This is a genomic window from Streptomyces sp. NPDC056061 (genome assembly GCF_042266885.1).
Taxonomy (GTDB): domain Bacteria; phylum Actinomycetota; class Actinomycetes; order Streptomycetales; family Streptomycetaceae; genus Streptomyces.
In genome coordinates, this window is the sequence record NZ_JBHJWQ010000015.1 from 149,256 (window position 1) to 166,491 (window position 17,236).

At 71.5% G+C, this 17,236-nt stretch carries 13 protein-coding genes and 1 pseudogene; 8 read left to right on the forward strand and 6 right to left on the reverse strand.

Annotation, left to right across the window (positions count from 1 at the left end; genetic code table 11):
* Positions 1 to 81: 81 nt before the first annotated feature.
* Together ggt and ACFC79_RS21810 are read left to right on the forward strand one after the other, a co-directional pair.
* A complete protein-coding gene (gene ggt, locus ACFC79_RS21805) occupies positions 82 to 1,896 on the forward strand; it encodes a gamma-glutamyltransferase (RefSeq protein ID WP_376242501.1) in 1,815 nt (604 codons plus the stop codon).
* Between the two features lie 146 nt (positions 1,897 to 2,042).
* A complete protein-coding gene (locus ACFC79_RS21810; RefSeq protein WP_376242503.1) occupies positions 2,043 to 2,795 on the forward strand; it encodes a glycoside hydrolase family 75 protein in 753 nt (250 codons plus the stop codon).
* 265 nt (positions 2,796 to 3,060) lie between these two features.
* Here ACFC79_RS21810 and ACFC79_RS21815 read toward each other — a convergent pair.
* Positions 3,061 to 3,315 (reverse strand): annotated as a pseudogene (locus ACFC79_RS21815) (M24 family metallopeptidase); the annotation flags it as partial.
* 126 nt (positions 3,316 to 3,441) lie between these two features.
* On the opposite strand from ACFC79_RS21815, the gene ACFC79_RS21820 reads away from it, so the two are divergent.
* Positions 3,442 to 3,711, forward strand: a complete 270-nt coding sequence (locus tag ACFC79_RS21820; protein ID WP_376242504.1) for a helix-turn-helix domain-containing protein — start codon at positions 3,442 to 3,444, stop codon at positions 3,709 to 3,711.
* 109 nt (positions 3,712 to 3,820) lie between these two features.
* Here ACFC79_RS21820 and ACFC79_RS21825 read toward each other — a convergent pair whose 3' ends face one another.
* From ACFC79_RS21825 to ACFC79_RS21835, 3 genes are all read right to left on the reverse strand, one after another.
* Complete coding sequence (locus ACFC79_RS21825) at positions 3,821 to 4,912, reverse strand: Rieske 2Fe-2S domain-containing protein (RefSeq protein ID WP_376242506.1); 1,092 nt, start codon at positions 4,910 to 4,912, stop codon at positions 3,821 to 3,823.
* A gap of 180 nt (positions 4,913 to 5,092) precedes the next feature.
* Complete coding sequence (locus ACFC79_RS21830; protein WP_376242597.1) at positions 5,093 to 5,950, reverse strand: SDR family NAD(P)-dependent oxidoreductase; 858 nt, start codon at positions 5,948 to 5,950, stop codon at positions 5,093 to 5,095.
* Between the two features lie 283 nt (positions 5,951 to 6,233).
* On the reverse strand, positions 6,234 to 7,502 hold the full coding sequence (locus ACFC79_RS21835; RefSeq protein WP_376242508.1) for an aminotransferase class I/II-fold pyridoxal phosphate-dependent enzyme: 1,269 nt from the start codon (positions 7,500 to 7,502) through the stop codon (positions 6,234 to 6,236).
* A 331-nt stretch (positions 7,503 to 7,833) separates the two neighbouring features.
* On the opposite strand from ACFC79_RS21835, the gene ACFC79_RS21840 reads away from it, so the two are divergent.
* The gene (locus ACFC79_RS21840) at positions 7,834 to 8,676 is read left to right on the forward strand and encodes a nitrilase-related carbon-nitrogen hydrolase (protein WP_376242510.1); all 843 of its coding nucleotides are present in this window, start codon (positions 7,834 to 7,836) and stop codon (positions 8,674 to 8,676) included.
* On the forward strand, positions 8,673 to 9,956 hold the full coding sequence (locus ACFC79_RS21845; RefSeq protein ID WP_376242512.1) for an aspartate aminotransferase family protein: 1,284 nt from the start codon (positions 8,673 to 8,675) through the stop codon (positions 9,954 to 9,956). Before ACFC79_RS21840 ends, ACFC79_RS21845 begins: the two co-directional genes overlap by 4 nt.
* A 135-nt stretch (positions 9,957 to 10,091) precedes the next feature.
* On the opposite strand, the gene ACFC79_RS21850 is transcribed toward ACFC79_RS21845, so the two are convergent.
* Entirely contained in the window at positions 10,092 to 10,613 is a 522-nt protein-coding gene (locus ACFC79_RS21850) for a hypothetical protein (protein ID WP_376242514.1), read from the reverse strand.
* 1,190 nt (positions 10,614 to 11,803) lie between these two features.
* Here ACFC79_RS21850 and hydA point away from each other — a divergent pair.
* On the forward strand, positions 11,804 to 13,195 hold the full coding sequence (gene hydA, locus ACFC79_RS21855) for a dihydropyrimidinase (RefSeq protein WP_376242516.1): 1,392 nt from the start codon (positions 11,804 to 11,806) through the stop codon (positions 13,193 to 13,195).
* A gap of 483 nt (positions 13,196 to 13,678) precedes the next feature.
* Positions 13,679 to 14,680, forward strand: a complete 1,002-nt coding sequence (locus ACFC79_RS21860) for a TIGR03842 family LLM class F420-dependent oxidoreductase (protein ID WP_376242518.1) — start codon at positions 13,679 to 13,681, stop codon at positions 14,678 to 14,680.
* A gap of 71 nt (positions 14,681 to 14,751) precedes the next feature.
* Here the strand turns inward: ACFC79_RS21860 and ACFC79_RS21865 are convergent, their stop codons facing one another.
* Positions 14,752 to 15,531, reverse strand: coding sequence for a hypothetical protein (locus ACFC79_RS21865; RefSeq protein WP_376242520.1), 780 nt, complete (start codon positions 15,529 to 15,531; stop codon positions 14,752 to 14,754).
* Positions 15,532 to 15,761: 230 nt separating this feature from the next.
* On the opposite strand from ACFC79_RS21865, the gene ACFC79_RS21870 reads away from it, so the two are divergent.
* Positions 15,762 to 17,213, forward strand: a complete 1,452-nt coding sequence (locus ACFC79_RS21870; RefSeq protein WP_376242522.1) for an amidase — start codon at positions 15,762 to 15,764, stop codon at positions 17,211 to 17,213.
* The last annotated feature ends 23 nt before the right edge of the window (positions 17,214 to 17,236 follow it).

Here is a 17,236-nt window from a genome sequence, read left to right on the forward strand (position 1 = left end):
GGGCCCGGGCCCACGGCGGTCCTGACGCAGCGGGCGGGGCGGCGCTACCCTGCGGCGGACAATCCTTCACTGGAGGTACGCATGCGACGATCCGTCGCGCGGAATGTGTCGTTGTCGGCGGTCGTCGCCGCCGTTGTCACGGTCGGGGCCGCCGCCCCCTCGCCCTCGTCGCCCGCTCCACCTGCCGCGCCGACCCCCAAGTCCCCGGTGGCGGTGGGGTACGGAGGTGCCGTCTCCAGCGTCGACGCGGATGCCTCGGCCGCCGGGATCGAAGTGCTCCGCAAGGGCGGCAACGCGGTGGACGCCGCCGTCGCGACGGCGGCCGCACTGGGGGTCACCGAGCCGTACTCGGCGGGACTCGGAGGTGGCGGCTACTTCGTCACCTACAACGCCAGGAAGCACACCGTGGAGACGATCGACGGCCGGGAGACCGCCCCGCGCCGCGCCGACGCCTCGCTCTTCCTGGAGAACGGCAAGCCGATCGCCTTCGCCGACGCCGTCACCAGCGGGCTGAGCGTGGGTACCCCCGGCACCCCCGCCACCTGGGACGCCGCCCTCGATGCCTGGGGCAGCAAGTCGCTGCGGGACGTGCTGAAGCCTGCCGTGCGGCTCGCCCGGGACGGCTTCGTCGTCGACAGCACGTTCCGCTCGCAGACCGAGAGCAACGAGGAGAGGTTCGCCGACTTCCCGGCGACGAGCAAGCTGTTCCTGCCGGGCGGCCGACTGCCGGTGGTGGGCTCCGTCTTCAAGAACCCCGACCTGGCGCGCACCTACGAGCTGGTGGGCCGCAAGGGCGTCGACGAGCTGTACCGGGGAGCACTGGCCGACGACATCGTGCGCACCGTGCGCACCCCACCGGTGGACCCGAAGGCCGACCGGGTGGTGCGGCCCGGCGATCTCACCGTCAAGGATCTGCGGTCCTACCGCGTGCTGCGGCAGGCCCCGACCGAGGTGCGTTACCGCGGCCTCGACGTGTACGGCATGGCACCCTCCTCGTCCGGCGGCACGAGCGTCGGCGAGGCGCTCAACATTCTTGAGTCGACGGACCTCTCGAAGCTGAGCGAGGCGCAGTACCTGCACCGCTACATCGAGGCCAGCCGGATCGCGTTCGCGGACCGGGGACGCTGGGTCGGTGACCCGGCGTTCGAGGACGTCCCCACGCGGCAGCTGCTCAGTCAGCGGTTCGCCGACTCGCGGGAGTGCCTGATCAAGGACGACGCGGTGCTGACCAGCCCGCTCGCGCCGGGCGATCCGAGGCATCCGGCGGATTGCCGGACCGGCGGCCCGGCCGCCCTGACGACGTACGAGGGGGAGAACACCACCCATCTCACGACGGCCGACAAGTGGGGCAACGTCGTCGCCTACACCCTCACGATCGAGCAGACCGGAGGCAGTGGCATCACCGTGCCGGGGCGCGGCTTCCTGCTCAACAACGAACTGACGGACTTCTCGTTCGCGCCGGCCAGCCCGGCCGTCCACGACCCGAACCTGCCCGGACCGGGCAAGCGTCCGCGGTCGTCCATCTCGCCGACGATCGTCCTTGAGCACGGCCGACCGGTGCTGGCCCTGGGATCGCCGGGCGGTGCCACGATCATCACGACCGTGCTCCAGTCGCTCATCGGCACGGTGGACCGGGGAATGCCCCTGGTCGACGCCATCGCCGCGCCGCGCGCCAGCCAGCGCAACGCGGCCAGGACGGAAATCGAACCGGGGCTGTGGAACAGTCCGGTGCGCGCCCGGCTGGAGGCGTTGGGACATGCCTTCACGCAGAACCCGGAGATCGGGGCGGCGACGGGCGTACAGCGTCTGCCGGACGGCCGGTGGCTCGCGGCCGCGGAGAAGGAGCGCCGGGGCGGCGGTTCGGCGATGGTGGTACGACCGGTCGGAAATTCATGATGTAGCGTCAACAATGTTGTGTGCGGGGCTGGTTCGGTACGCGAGTCGTGTACGGAGCCGGCCCCGTGCTCTTGACGGGAACATGGTTTCGGGCCCATCTTGTCGGCGTCGGTAAGGAAAGCTTCCTAATAGAAGGGCACCCCCCTGTGCGTACCCGAACGCTCGCCCTCTCCGCCGCCTCCGCCGTGTTCCTCGCGGCCGCCGCGCTGACGCCGGCGGCCGAGGCCAGTCAGGCCCCGGCCGCCGCGACTGCCAACACCACTCCCCGGTCGGGCCCCGGCGCGGCTCAGCCGGACGGGGCCGGGATCAAGGAAGGATCCGTCAGCGCGGCCGATCTGCTGGCCAAGGTCACCTCGTGTTCCCAGATATCCAACGGCAAGTACCGCACGGACGAGGAGGCATCGGCGACCGTTCCGGTCTGTGGCAAGAACGGCGCCGTGTTCTGGAAGGCCGACATGGACATCGACTGCGACGGCCAGGTCACCAGTGCCTGCAACAAGAACACCGACCCCTGGTTCCAGGACGACACGGCCTTCCACACCTCCGACGACAAGCCGCTGAACGCGGAGAAGCTGCCGTACGTCGTCGTCCCGAGCAGCAGCAGCATCTGGAACTACAGCAGCGCGGGCATCAAGGGCGGTGGCATCGTCGCCGTCATCTACAACAACAAGGTCGAGTACGCCGTCGTCGGCGACACCGGCCCCAGCAAGATCATCGGCGAGGCATCGTACGCCACCGCCGAGGCGCTCGGCATCGACCCCGACCCGGAGACCGGCGGCGCCGAATCCGGCGTCACCTACATCCTGTTCAAGAACTCCAAGGCGTCGCCGATCGAGAGCCACAGCGCCGCGGTCACCGCGGGCGAGGCCCTCGCCAAGCAGTTCATCCAGAACAACTGAGGGCTGTCCCGTCATCCCTGGCGGGCGCGACGACAGATGAGGCACCTCGCCGTGTTGCCGGGGCGCCCGCATACGTCCCGTATGCGGGCGCCCCACCCCGGGTCGCACCGACTCGGGTGCAAGGGGGAGGGCTACGCGGGCTTCCGGTCGACGCGGCGAGCGCGCGTACCGGGCGGCGCGACGGGGCAAGCGTTGCCGGTCACCCGGTGGCGGGGTGCTCGGGGGCCCGTCCGGCGGGGACCGGTCGTCGCACCTGCCAGGGCTTTCACCACGCGGTGAGCATGTGCGGGCCGTCGTCGGTGATCGCCACCGTGTGCTCGGCGTGCGCCGCCCGGGAGCCGTCGGACGTGCGCAAGGTCCAGCCGTCCCGGTCCTGATGGAACGCGTCGGTGCCGCCGCCGATCAGTATCGGCTCGATCGCCGGCACCATCCCGTGCCGCAACGGCATTCCGCAGCCCGGCTGTCCCTCGTCGGCGACGGCCGGGCCCTCGTGCATGGACCGTCCCACGCCCTGGCCGCCGGCCTACGGCCGTGAGCAACCGGGCGATGACTCGGCCGGTTGCGCGCATCGCTTCGATGGATGTGTCTGTCTTGAGCTGCACCATGCCAATTACTCAACCGGTTCGAGCGGTATTAGAATGACGGCATGGTGCGAACACCCCTGACTCCTGAGGAGCGCCGCCGCGGCGAACGTCTCGGAGCGCTGCTCCGCGAGGCGCGCGGCGCGCGCAGTATGGTCGAGATCGCGGCGAGCGCCGGAATCTCCGCCGAGACCCTTCGCAAGATCGAGACCGGCCGGGCTCCGACCCCTGCCTTCTTCACCGTCGCGGCCCTGGCCGGGGCGCTCGGGCTCTCCCTCGATCAACTCCTCACCCGCTGCGCCCCGGAGCCGGACGCGGTTCCGCTCGCGGGGTAGTCGGGTTCCGCGTGTTCCGCGGCAGCGGCGGATCGGCCGAAGACGGCCGAAGGCGATTCGCAGGGGCGTCGGCGGTGCGAGGGCCCGAGGGGCATCGTTCCGCTCGCGGTCAGGGCACCTCGGCCTCCTCGTCCCGCGCTCCGAGGTCCGGCCGCGGGACCGGGGCCCGGTCCGGTGACGGGTAGAACCGGCGGGCCCAGTGCCGGAACGGGCCGATCGGCCCGTCGCCGATGCCGAGCCGGGGCGGCTGCTGGTACTGCTTGTGGTTCCAGATCGGGAAGTCGGCGGCGGTGAATTCGCAGCTGGACCGGAAGATGGCACGGTCCAGCAGGCGGGCGGCGGTACGGCTCACCGCGCGTGCGAGCGGAGCCGGAAGCCGGGCCGGTTCCGAGAAGGCGACACGGTTCTGCTGCCGGAACTGCATGCGGTTGGGGGCGATCGCCGTCGGCATCACCATCGTGCACATCCGCAGCCCCAGCCGGGCCGTGTACACATCGACGTGGAGACAGCCGAGTCCGTAGCCGTCCACCTCCACCTCGACGACGAAGTCCCCCAGCAGGGGCGCCGATTCATGGGCCCGCATGGACAGGTGGAACGTGGCGTCGTCGTAGGCGACGGGGCCGCCCATCTCGGCCTTCTTCCAGCCGTGCAAGGTGGCGAAATGGCCGACGTCCACCGCGTTCTCGATGACCTCCTGGGCGTTGCCCGCCAGTTCCCAGGCGGCACTCCGGGTGGGGCGGTGGCCGATCGTGTGCCATTCGGGGACGGACCAGTCCGGTGCCCGGCCGTCGTGGTGCCGCCAGACGAACACGGCACCGTTGGCCTCGTGCACCGGGAGCTGCGTCAGGGGCGTCCTCGGCGGCTTCGTGTCGTATCCCGTGCGTACGCAGGCGCCGTCCGGGCCGAACGCGAAGTTGTGGAAGGGGCACACCAGATCTTCCCCGTCGACCTTCGCCAGACCGAGGTGGGCGCCGAGGTGTGGGCAGTACGGGCGGATGGCGCGGACCGCTCCCGTGCCGAGCCGGTACAGCACCACGTCCTGCCCCGCGAGCGGCCGGGTGAGCACCGTGCCGGGGCGCAATTCGTCGGAGAAGGCGAGTGCCGACCAGCCGCTCGGATATGGCAGGCCGGGCGCGCCCGCCGTATCGGCCGGTGTCGGTCCCTCGCTGATGCCGCCTCCGTATGCGCGTGACAGTCCCACGACGTCCCCTCTCCAGACTGGTCGCCTGGAGACTGCCCAGACCGTTCCGGGATCCTCGCGACTTCCCGTAGACCACTCGAACGGGAGGGATTGGTAAGGGAGTTGACGGTTGCGTCGGCGGGACGGCCGTGCGGCGGCACGCGGGTCCGGGCGCGGGCGGACCCGCGCGGCCGCCGCCCGTCAGCCCGGGGCCAGGCGGCTGAGCGACTCCCATTCCCGGTACTGCTCGGCCCGTGCCCGGTCCATCTCCTGGACGAGGTCGAACGACCGCCCGCCGAGAATCAGGCGCCGCGGCGGTTCCGGCAGCCCCGCCAGCTCCAGGATCGCCGGTGCCGCCGTGCGCGGATCGGGGCCCGCATCGTCGCCCCACATCTCCGCCATTCGGGCGCGCAGTTCGTCGTACGCCGGATCCGGAGCGGTCGCCGTGGTGCCCGCTGTGAACAGTCCGGTGGCGTAACCGCCCATCTGCACGACGGTGACCTTGATCCCGAACTGTTCGACCTCCATCGCCAACGCCTCGCTGACCGAGTCGAGCGTGGCCTTGCCCGCCCCGTAGAACCCGACGGACGCCATGCCGCCACCGGTCCCCATGGACGTGATCTGGAGGAGGCGTCCGGAGCCCTGCGCGCGCAGGTGGGGGACGACGGCCTGGGCCACCCACACCGCGCCGAAGAAATTGACGTCGAGATGGTCCCGGACCTGCTGCTCCGTCGCCTCCTCCACCATGCCGTACAGCAGACCGCCCGCGTTGTTCACCACGACGTCGAGCCGCCCGAAGGCGGCCGCCGCCTTCTCCACCGCTTCGAACACGGCCCGGCGGTCCGAGACGTCCAGGGGAAGCCGTACGAGGGCGTCGGGATGCTGTGCGGCGAGGTCGGCCAGCGGCTCGACGTCGCGGGCGGCCGCGACCACCCGTTCCCCGGCTTCCAGCACGGCCTCGGTGAACGCGCGACCCAGACCGCGGGACGCGCCCGTGATGAACCAACACCTCGCGTCCGGTGCCGGACGCGCCTCATGCACGGAACCCGTAGTCGCCATCGAATCCACGAAATTCTCCTCCTGCCGACAAGGAACCCGGCGGTCCAACGAGACGGAGCGTTCCGTCTCGTTGGAGACGCTAGTCGATGCCCGGACACCGGGCCAGGAGATTGCGCCTTCACCCCGCATTCCCGGCGGCCGTGGGCGTGGGTGCCGTGGTGCGGCCGGGCGGCGGACCGGAGTCCGACGGGCCGGGCCGCCGGAATGCGAGGGGGCGGGCGCCCCCCACCGCGACGGCGTGGGCGCCCGCCCCCGCAATACGGGCGCGGGCGATTCGCAGGCGCTACCGGGCCCGCTGCTCGTACCCGACGAGGCGCACGCAGACGGTGAGCCCCGTGATGGCCTGCTCCAGCTCCGCCAGGCCCGGGAAGCTGGGGGCGATGCGGATGACCGCGTCGCGCGGGTCGTCGCCGTACGGGTGCGTTGCCCCGGCCGGGGTCAGTACGATGCCCGCCTGCGCGGCGCGCCGCACGACCTCCTCGGCGCAGCCGTCCGGCACCTCCAGGGTCACGAAGTAGCCGCCCTTGGGAGAGGTCCAGGTCGCGAGTCCGGTACCGCCCAGCTCGGCTTCCAGGATCCGTGCCACCGCCTCGAACTTCGGCTGCAGCAGGGCGCGCTGGCGCTCCATGTGTGCGCGCACGCCCTCGGCGTCCCGCAGGAAGAGGACGTGCCGCAGCTGGTTGATCTTGTCGGGGCCGATCGATCGCTTGGCATTGTGGCCGAGCAGCCACTGCACGTTGGCGGGCGACGAACCGAAGAAGGCGACGCCCGCGCCCGCCGCGGTGATCTTCGAGGTGGACCCGAAGACGAACGCCCGGTCGGGGTTGCCGGCCTCGGCGCAGGCGGCGAGCAGATCGGCGATGCCAACCGGCTCGTCGGTGAGGTGGTGGGCGGCGTAGGCGTTGTCCCAGAAGATCCGGAAGTCGGGTGCGGCGGTGTTCATGGCGGCGAGCCGGGTCACGGTCGCGTCGCTGTAGCAGACGCCGTCCGGGTTGCTGTACTTCGGCACGCACCATATGCCCTTGACCGTCGGGTCGTCGGCGACGAGCGCCTCCACGACGTCCATGTCCGGACCGTCGGCGGTCATCGGCACCGGGATCATGTCGATGCCGAACCGCTCGCAGAGCGCGAAGTGGCGGTCGTAGCCGGGCACCGGGCACAGGAAGGCGATCCGCTCCTGCTCCACCCAGCGCGACTCGGCGCCCGGAAGCACGCCGAGAAGGGCGTGGACCAGGCAGTCGTGCATCAGCTCCAGGCTGGAGTTGCCGGCCGCGAGCAACTGTGCGACCGGTACCTGGAGGACCTCGGCGAAGATCTCCCGGAGCTCGGGCAGCCCCTGCAGGCCGCCGTAGTTGCGCACGTCGGTGCCGTCGGCGGAGGAGTGCCGCCCGCCCGGCAGGGACAGCAGCTCCTCGGAGAGGTCGAGCTGTTCGGGCGCGGGCTTGCCCCGGGTGAGATCGAGCGAGAGCCCGAGCCCCACCAGTTCCCGGTAGTCCTGGCGGGCGTGGTCGAGAAGCCCGGGCAGGGTGTCGGGGCTCGGCTCGGTGGTCATGGTGTTTCCTCTCGCAGATGCCGCGTGGATGGTGGCCTGCCGAGAATACAAACCGCGCGGGAACGCGAACCGGGCGGGAGACGCCGGTCCGTCGTCGCCCGTCCGGAAGCGGTGCGGCCCGGTCCGGGCCGTCCGGTGCGGCGGGGGCCGCGGACCGGGGCGGGATGCTTCCGTCTGTGGACCGCACGGGTGTGAAACATGATCGACTCCGTCGGTTCGCCGCGATGGTCTTGCCCCGCTGTGTGACGGGGCCTACGTTCTCCTCTACGCACGTCTCTACGGGCGTAGAAACGCGTTGAGGCTCTCTGACGCCGCGTCGAAGGAGCAGCTCATGTCCCACGTCGTACGCGCCGCACTCGTCCAGGCGACCTGGACCGGCGACACCGAATCGATGATCGCCAAGCATGAGGAGCATGCGCGCGAGGCCGCCCGCCGGGGCGCGAAGATCATCGGTTTCCAGGAGGTGTTCAACGCCCCCTACTTCTGCCAGGTGCAGGACTCCGCACACTACCGCTGGGCCGAGGCCGTCCCGGACGGTCCCACCGTCCGGCGGATGCGGGAACTCGCCCGTGAGACCGGCATGGTGATCGTCGTGCCGGTCTTCGAGGTCGAGCAGTCCGGCTTCTACTACAACACCGCCGCCGTCATCGACGCCGACGGTTCCTATCTCGGCAAGTACCGCAAGCACCACATCCCGCAGGTCGAGGGATTCTGGGAGAAGTACTACTTCAAGCCGGGGAACGTCGGCTGGCCGGTCTTCGAAACGGCCGTCGGCAAGGTCGGCGTATACATCTGCTACGACCGGCACTTCCCCGAGGGGTGGCGCCAACTCGGCCTCAACGGGGCGCAGTTGGTGTACAACCCGTCGGCCACTTCGCGCGGCCTGTCCGGCTACCTCTGGCAGTTGGAACAGCCCGCCGCCGCCGTCGCCAACGAGTACTTCGTCGCCGCGATCAACCGCGTCGGCCGGGAGGAGTACGGCGACAACGACTTCTACGGCACCAGCTACTTCGTCGACCCGCGCGGCCAGTTCGTCGGTGACGTCGCAGGCGACAAGGAGGAGGAACTCGTCGTCCGCGACCTCGACTTCGGCCTCATCGACGAGGTCCGCCGGCAGTGGGCGTTCTACCGGGACCGCCGTCCCGACGCGTACGAGGGGCTGGTCGAGCCGTGAGCAGCCTGTACGAACGCCATCGCGCCGTCGGCCCCGACTGGCTGGCGCTCTACTACAAGCACCCGCTGGAGATCACCCACGGCGAGGGCCGTCACGTCTGGGACGCCGACGGCAGGCGCTACCTCGACTTCTTCGGCGGCATCCTCACCACGATGACCGCACACGCGCTGCCCGAGGTGACCAAGGCGGTCAGCGAGCAGGCGGGGCGGATCATCCACTCCTCCACGCTCTACCTCAACCGTCCGATGGTCGAGCTCGCCGAGCGCGTCGCCACGCTCTCCGGCATCCCGGACGCCCGGGTCTTCTTCACCACCTCCGGCACCGAGGCCAACGACACGGCCCTGCTGCTCGCCACCGCGTACCGCCGGTCGAACCAGATCCTCGCGATGCGCAACAGCTACCACGGACGGTCGTTCTCCGCGGTCTCCATCACCGGCAACAGCGCCTGGTCACCGACGAGCCTGTCCCCGTTGCAGACGCTCTACGTGCACGGCGGCGTCCGCAGTCGCGGGCCGTACGCGCACCTCGGCGACGCGGAGTTCATCGCGGCCTGTGTCGCCGATCTGGAGGACCTGCTCGGCCACACCCGGCCGCCGGCCGCCCTGATCGCCGAACCCATCCAGGGAGTCGGCGGGTTCACCTCGCCGCCCGACGGGCTGTACGCGGCGTTCCGCCGGGTGCTCGACCGTCACGGAATCCTGTGGATCTCGGACGAGGTGCAGACCGGCTGGGGCCGCACCGGCGAGCACTTCTGGGGCTGGCAGGCGCATGGCGAGAATGGCCCGCCGGACATTTTGACCTTCGCCAAGGGCATCGGGAACGGCATGTCGATCGGGGGAGTGGTGGCCCGCGCCGAGGTGATGAACTGCCTCGATGCCAACTCCATCTCGACCTTCGGCGGGTCCCCGGTCACCATGGCGGCCGGTCTCGCCAACCTCTCGTACCTGCTGGAACACGACTTGCAGGGCAATGCCCGACGGGTCGGCGGACTGCTGATCGAACGGCTGCGCGCGGTCGGTGCCGCCGCGGACTGTGTGCGGGAGGTGCGCGGCCGGGGGCTGATGGCCGGGATCGAGCTCGTGAAGCCGGGCACCGACGAGGCGAATCCCGAAGGGGCGAGTGCCGTGCTCGAAGCGGCCCGGGAGGGGGGCCTGCTCATCGGCAAGGGTGGTGGCCATGACACCAGCGTGCTGCGGATCGCCCCGCCGCTCACGCTGACCATCACGGAGGCGGAGGAGGGGGCGGAGATCCTGGCCGAAGCGCTTCGGGCGGCCGGATGAGGAGTGGTGGCCGGACGAGGGGCGGAGGCCGGGTGCCGGCCGAGGAGCGGCCCCCGGGCCGTCGCCGGGCCGGGGGAGTGCAGCCGAGGGGGCGTCGCCGGGCCCCGGCCGGTCGTTCCGGGGCCCGGCCGGGGATCAGCCCCGGTTGCCGGCGGGACGGATGAGGTCCAGGGTGCGGACCGGGTCGAGCTCGCCGTAGTACGCCAGATCCCGGTACCGCACGTCGGTCACGGTGAGCGCGGCCGAGGCGACACCCCGGGGGACGGTGGCCTTGAACGTCACCGAGCCGTCCTTCTCGGTCGTACCGGTCAGCGTGTGCACCGTGCCGCCCGCCGTCAGTTCCGTCGTCACCTTCGCGTCCCTCACCGGCTCGCCGTGGGCGGTGCGCACCACGGCCTTCGCCGTGACCTTCCAGGGGGAGTCGGAACCGGGGCGGCCGAGCAGGTTCGTGTCGGCCCGCAGCGAGCCGACGGCGAGCTGCGACGGCGGGTTGGGCTGGGTGAAGGAGACCTGGTCGACGGTCCAGAAGGCGCTGTTGGTGCGGGTGTAGCGGAAGCTCGGCCGGGCCGACTCGGCGCCCGCCGGTACGTCGAGCTCCAGCCGTTCGACGGTGTTGGAGTCGCTCCGGTAGGACTTCACCGGCTTGCGGGGTGCCACCGTCGTACGCGACGTACACGTCGCCGGTCTGCGGGCCGTCGACCCGGTAGTCGGTCGCGTACGAGACGGTTGCCCTCGACGCACCGTTCAGCTTGTAGGCGGGGCTGATCAGGGTGGAGTCGAACTGGCCGGCGGCGTGCGCCTTGTCGTCCCACTCGTCGGAGTCGGCGACCGCGAACACGTTGCGGGCGCGGACGTTGGTCTCGCGGCCCTGGCCGCGCTCGGCGTCGGTCCAGAACTCGTCGGTGGCGAAGGACCAGCCGCGCCACTCGGTGACACCACCGGTGGGCATCTTCGAGTTGTCGATGGACCAGCCCTCGGGCGCGGTGTTCGTCCAGCTCTTGGCGTCGGCCGGAAGCTTCGTCTCGTCGACGGGCCCGCGCAGCGAGCCGCGCAGGCTGTCGAAGGCGTCCGGCCTCAGCTCGTCGAGCGCCGTGCCGTCCAGGTTCCAGGCGGGGTCGGCGGCGACACCCTCGTGGCGCAGGACGGTCGGCGCGATGTCGGTGATCTTGACGTCGTCGCGGACCGAGCCGGGCGCGATGCCCTGGCCCCGGGCCAGCACGAACGTGCCGCGCTCCAGCGGGGTGTTGCCGCCGTGGCCGCCGGCGGGCGTGGGCACCGGGCATCGGGGGCGCCCGGTGAGGTGTCCCGGATTCACCTTCGGTGGTGATCGGACCACGCCGCGCATGGGACCGGAGCGTGAACCGTACTCAACATTCGGACCAGAACCGTCATCATTTCGTTATATGAGGGCGTCGTTGTGCGAGGGCAGTCGCTCCCGACGGCCGGGTCCAGGTATCGCGCCCAGCGGCGTTCCCGGCCGTCCGGTCCCGGCGTCCGTCCGGGCGTGCCGGGGTGTGCTCTGGGCCGGTGGAGTGCCGGGAGAGGGAAACGGAAATGTCTTCGGCGGTTGGCCGCAGCGGTATTGCCACAGTGGGTGACCCGCTTCTACGTTCGTCACCACGCGCGGCGTCTACGTGCGTAGATGGCCCGTTCCGCCGCGGCGAGGCGGGGGACCGGCTCGAACGGGGCTTCGACCTGCCGGAACGGGCGGGTGCCGGGAGCGGCCGGCGCGGAACGCCGCGTCGGCCCTTCGTCCCTCTTCCCGGCGACGCCCCGGGGAACGGGTGGCGCCGACGTTCCGGCCCGCACGCCAGTACTCCGTATCCGACGCGAATGGAGCAGAAGCTGTGACCCGCACTCTGATCACCGGCGGCCTGGTCATCACCGCCTCCGACGAACTCCACGCCGACGTGCTCGTCGAGGGCGGCCGGATCGTGGCCCTGGCCACTCCCGGCAGTCACGGGTGGACCGCCGATCGCGTCATCGACGCCACGCAGAAGTACGTCATCCCCGGTGGCGTCGACGCCCATACGCACATGGAGATGCCGTTCGGCGGCACGCTCGCCTCGGACACCTTCGAGACGGGGACCCTGGCCGCGGCCTGGGGCGGCACCACCACCATCGTCGACTTCGCCATTCAGCCCAGGGGAGGTTCGCTCGCCGAGGGGCTCGATGCCTGGCACGAGAAGGCGGACGGGAAGTGCGCCGTCGACTACGCCTTCCACATGATCATGTCCGATGTGAACGAGTCGTCGCTCAAGGAGATGGACGCGCTCGTCTCGGCCGGAGTCACCTCGTTCAAACTCTTCACCGCCTACCCGGGAGTCTTCCTCTCCGACGACGGCCAGATCCTCCGGGCCATGCAACGGGCCGCCTCGAACGGCGGTCTGGTGATGACGCACGCGGAGAACGGCCTCGCGATCGATGTCCTGGTGGAACAGGCGCTGGCGCGCGGCGAGAGGGACCCGCGGTACCACGGAGAGGTCCGCAAGGCGCTCCTGGAGGCGGAGGCGACGCACCGGGTGATCCGGCTGAGTCAGGTGGCGGGTGCCCCCCTCTACGTGGTGCACGTGTCCGCGCAGGAGGCGGTCGCCGAACTCGCGCGCGCCCGTGACGAGGGCCTGCCCGTCTTCGGGGAGACCTGCCCGCAGTACCTCTTCCTGTCGACCGACAACCTGGCCGAACCCGGCTTCGAGGGCGCGAAGTACGTCTGCTCCACTCCGCTGCGCCCGGTCGAGCACCAGGCGGCCCTGTGGCGCGGGCTGCGGACGAACGATCTCCAGGTGGTCTCCACGGACCACTGCCCGTTCTGCTTCGAGGGCCAGAAGGAGCTGGGCCGGGGCGACTTCTCGAAGATCCCGAACGGCTTGCCGGGTGTCGAGAACCGCATGGACCTGCTGCACCAGGCCGTCGTCGACGGGCACATCGACCGCCGCCGCTGGATCGAGATCGCCTGCGCGGCTCCGGCACGGATGTTCGGCCTGTACCCGAAGAAGGGCACCATCGCCCCCGGGGCCGACGCCGACATCGTCGTCTACGACCCGCACGCGGAGCAGGTCATGTCCGCCCGGACGCACCACATGAACGTCGACTACTCGGCCTACGAGGGCAGACGGGTGACGGGGCGGGTGGAAACCGTGCTCTCCCGCGGGGTTCCGGTGATCGAGGACTGCCGCCACGTCGGACGCGCGGGGCACGGGTGCTATGTGCCGCGGGGAATCTGCCAGTACACGAACTGAGCCCCGTCGCCCCGGGCGCAGGCCCGTCCGGCCGCCCGGACCCTTCCCTCGCGTCCACGGCCCGACCGGGGCCGGAGAATGGACGCGAGGGAGATCGCCCGGGTGCGGCGGGTGCGCCGGACGGCCTCTTCCCAAGGGCCGGTGAGCGGTCCAGGATGGTCCCTCCGCGGCTGCCCCACATGCCGTCGCACCCGGTCGGCGCGCCCCGACGAAGGGGGCGACCGCGGTGCGCGGCGCGTGCGGGAGGCACCCGTAGAGCCTCTGCCGACGTGCGTGTGAGCACCCGCGGACCCGAGCATGGGGAGGAGGACGGTATGCGCGCGAATCCACCGCGACGGCACACCGGGTCCGCATTCCCGTGCACCGCCGGGCCGCCGCACGCCGAGCGCCCGGTCCACGAAGCCCGGCCGGCCGCGGGCCGGGCCGATCACGTCACGTATCTCCCGCGCGTCACCTGCCCGTACCCGGACTAGGAGCACCCGCATGGACTTCGGACTCGTTCTCCAGACCGACCCGCCCGCCTCGGCCGTCATCGATCTGATGCGCCGCGCCGAACGCAACGGCTTCCGCTACGGCTGGACCTTCGACTCGGCGGTGCTCTGGCAGGAACCGTTCGTCATCTACAGCCGGATCCTCGAACACACCGAACACCTCGTCGTCGGCCCCATGGTCACCAACCCCGGCACCCGCACCTGGGAGGTCACCGCCTCCACCTTCGCCACCCTCAACGACATGTACGGCAACCGCACCGTCTGCGGCATCGGCCGGGGCGACTCGGCGATGCGAGTCGCCGGGCGCCGCCCCAACACGCTGGCCCGCCTGGGCGAGGCCATCGACGTCATCCGCGACCTCGCCGAGGGCCGCGAGGCGGTCGTCGACGGGCAGCGGCTGCGCATTCCGTGGGTCAAGGACGGCAGGCTGCCGGTCTGGATGGCCGCGTACGGGCCCAAGGCCCTCGCCCTTGCCGGACGGAAGGCCGACGGCTTCATCCTCCAGCTCGCCGACCCGTTCCTCACCGAATGGATGGTCAGGGCGGTGCGCGACGCCGCGGCCGAGGCGGGCCGCGACCCGGCCTCCGTCACCATCTGCGTCGCGGCCCCCGCCTATGTGGGCGACGACCTCGACCACGCCCGCGAGCAGTGCCGTTGGTTCGGCGGCATGGTCGGCAACCACGTCGCGGACCTGGTCTCCCGGTACGGTGAGCACTCCGGCATGGTCCCGGACGAGCTCACCGCGTACATCAAGGAACGACACGGGTACGACTACAGCCACCACGGCCGCACCGGGAACCCCGACACGGCGTTCGTACCGGACGAGATCGTCGACCGCTTCTGCCTGCTGGGCCCCGCCGAGGCACACATCGACAAGCTCCGTGCCCTGCGCGACCTGGGCGTCGACCAGTTCGCCGTCTACGCCATGCACGACGCGCGCGAGGCGACCATCGACGCCTACGGGGCCCGGATCATCCCCGCCGCTTCGCTCTGACCCGATTCCGGGGCGAACTCCCGCCGTGCCCGCTCCCGTTCGGCAGCACGGGAGCGGGCACGGGCGCGGCGTCACAACGGAGCCGGCGTACGGTTCAGCAGCGCGTTGATGTCGTAGGTCTCGTCGGGCGGTGGTGTCGCCGAGGGCACCGGCCGGTTGAAGGCGGACAGAGCCACCACCGCGTGCTGCGCCCCGCCACCCTCCACCGTGATCTTCAGGGGGTACGGCTTGCCGGTGGCGGCGACGTACACCGTCAGCGTCCGGTCGTCCCTGATCCTGGTCAGCGGGACCACCGGAGCCCCGTCGAGCGTGGTCCGCCGGCCCTTGTTCAGCGTTCCCCGGTCGTTCTCCGCGTTGTCGACGACCACGTGCCGGTAGACGTCCAGATCGCACGCGTCCGTCACACCGCGCAGCCGGGGGTCGTCGGCCTTGCCCCTCAGATAACGCCCGTTCAGGATCGCCGCGAACGCCGGACCGCCCACCGGGACCTGGTTCTTCCAGAAGTTCGCGTCGGGCTTGGCCCACACGTCGTCGCCGCGCTTCACGATCCGGACCGAGCCCCGGGAACCGCCGAGGTCCACCGAACCGTCGCAGTTGCCGTCCCGGTCCAGGGTGAGGCCCAGCGCAGCGGACGGGTTGCGTTCCGCCAGGTCGCCGCGCGCGTCGATGTGCAGGGACCGGACGCCGAGCAGGGCGTCGCGCGAGCGATCGGCGATCTGCTGCGCGGAGAGCGTGTCGATGCCGTTGTCCGCCCGGGCCGCCCCACCGCCGAGGATGCCGCCGCCCGTGAGTACCAGCACCAGGGCCGTCGCGCGGGCGGCGCGGGCCGTGCCGCCACGTCGATTGTTCACGGCGCCTCCCTCCGGAGGGCCCCGTCGGGGCCTGTCGAGGTGTGCGATCCGGTCCGTTCAACCGTACGACGGAGCGCTCCGCCCCGCCGTACGGTTGAACGGACCGTCCCGCAGTCGTTACCCTCCGGTAACGGTCAAGGAGCCCGCCCCCTGTTGCTCCCAGGGGCGTGAGTGCTCCGGGAGTACAGGTGCGGGCGCGTACCTGCCGATACGAGGAAGGCGGGCAGCCCATGTCCTCAACGGAAGCCGTGACGGCCACCGAACCGGTCCGCCGTCCGGGACTCGCCGACAGCGCACGGGAACTTGCCGAGGGAAGCACCACCTCGGTCCAGCAGGTGTCCGAGGCGCTGAGCCGGATCGAGGCGAGCCGAAGCACCCTCAACGCCTTCCGGCACCTGCGCCCGGAGGCCGCCCTCGCCGAGGCCGCCGAGGCGGACCGACGGCTCCGCGCGGGGGAGCGGCTGCCCCTGCTCGGGGTACCGGTCGCCGTCAAGGACGACACCGACGTCCTCGGGCTGCCCACCCACTTCGGTTGCGACGGCGACCTGCCCGCCGCCGCGGCGGACAGCGAGGCCGTACGCAGACTGCGGGCGGCGGGCGCCGTGATCGTCGGGAAGACCAACTCCTGCGAACTCGGACAGTGGCCGTTCACCGAGGGCCGCGCCTTCGGGGCGACCCGCAACCCGTGGCACACCGGACACACCCCCGGCGGCTCCTCCGGCGGTTCCGCGGCGGCCGTCGCCGCCGGACTCGTGCCCGCCGCCCTGGGATCGGACGGCGCCGGTTCCGTGCGCATCCCCGCGGCCTGGACCCACCTCGTCGGCATCAAACCGCAGCGCGGCAGGATCTCCGTCCACCCGCGGAGCGACGCCTTCCAGGGCCTCACCGTCAACGGCCCCCTGGCCAGGACCGTCGCCGACGCCGCCCTGCTGCTCGACGCGGTCGCGGGGCCCCACCCCGACGATCCGCACCGTCCGCCCGCCGTCGAGGCATCCGCCGCGGCCCGCCGCGCCCCGGGCCGACTGCGCATCGCCGTCGCCTGGCGACCCCCGCTCACCCTCACCCGCTCCGAGCCCCACCCCGATGTGCGACGGGCCATCACCGCGATCGCCGAGGCCCTCGCCGGGCTCGGCCACGACGTCGAGGAGGCACGGCCGCGCTACGGGCTGATCGGTCTCGGCTTCGTCCCCCGCGCCACCGCGGGCATCGCGGAACTCGCCGCACGCCACCCGGACCCGGCCCTCCTCGACCCCCGCACCCGGGGCGCGCTGCGCACCGGAACCCTGCTCGGTGGTCGGGTGGTCCGCGCGGCCAGGGCGCGGGAGGTACGGCAGCACCGCAGGATCGGCGCGTTCTTCCGCACGTCCGGCACTGCGGCCGGGTACGACGTGCTGCTCACCCCGACGACGGCACTGCCCCCGCCCCCGATCGGCAGGTTCGACGGACTCGGCGCCTGGCGCACCGACGTGGCGATGGCCGAGGCATGCCCGTACGCCTGGCCCTGGAACGTACTGGGCTGGCCCGGCATCAACGTGCCCGCCGGATTCACCGCAGGCGGGCTGCCCGTCGGCGCGCAGTTGCTCGGCCCCTCCCGGAGCGAGGAGCTGCTGATCTCGCTCGCCGCCCAACTGGAGGCCGACCGGCGCTGGTACGAGCACCGGCCGCCCGCCCCGTCCCTCTGAGGGCGCCGCCCACGTCGGCAGGG

Excerpts from the sequence above, each read along its gene's own strand:
- ggt (WP_376242501.1), top strand. The coding sequence starts at position 82 with ATGCGACGATCCGTCGCGCGGAATGTGTCGTTGTCGGCGGTCGTCGCC.
- ACFC79_RS21820 (WP_376242504.1), top strand. The coding sequence starts at position 3,442 with ATGGTGCGAACACCCCTGACTCCTGAGGAGCGCCGCCGCGGCGAACGT.
- ACFC79_RS21830 (WP_376242597.1), bottom strand. The coding sequence starts at position 5,950 with ATGGCGACTACGGGTTCCGTGCATGAGGCGCGTCCGGCACCGGACGCG.
- ACFC79_RS21835 (WP_376242508.1), bottom strand. The coding sequence starts at position 7,502 with ATGACCACCGAGCCGAGCCCCGACACCCTGCCCGGGCTTCTCGACCAC.
- ACFC79_RS21840 (WP_376242510.1), top strand. The coding sequence starts at position 7,834 with ATGTCCCACGTCGTACGCGCCGCACTCGTCCAGGCGACCTGGACCGGC.
- ACFC79_RS21860 (WP_376242518.1), top strand. The coding sequence starts at position 13,679 with ATGGACTTCGGACTCGTTCTCCAGACCGACCCGCCCGCCTCGGCCGTC.
- ACFC79_RS21870 (WP_376242522.1), top strand. The coding sequence starts at position 15,762 with ATGTCCTCAACGGAAGCCGTGACGGCCACCGAACCGGTCCGCCGTCCG.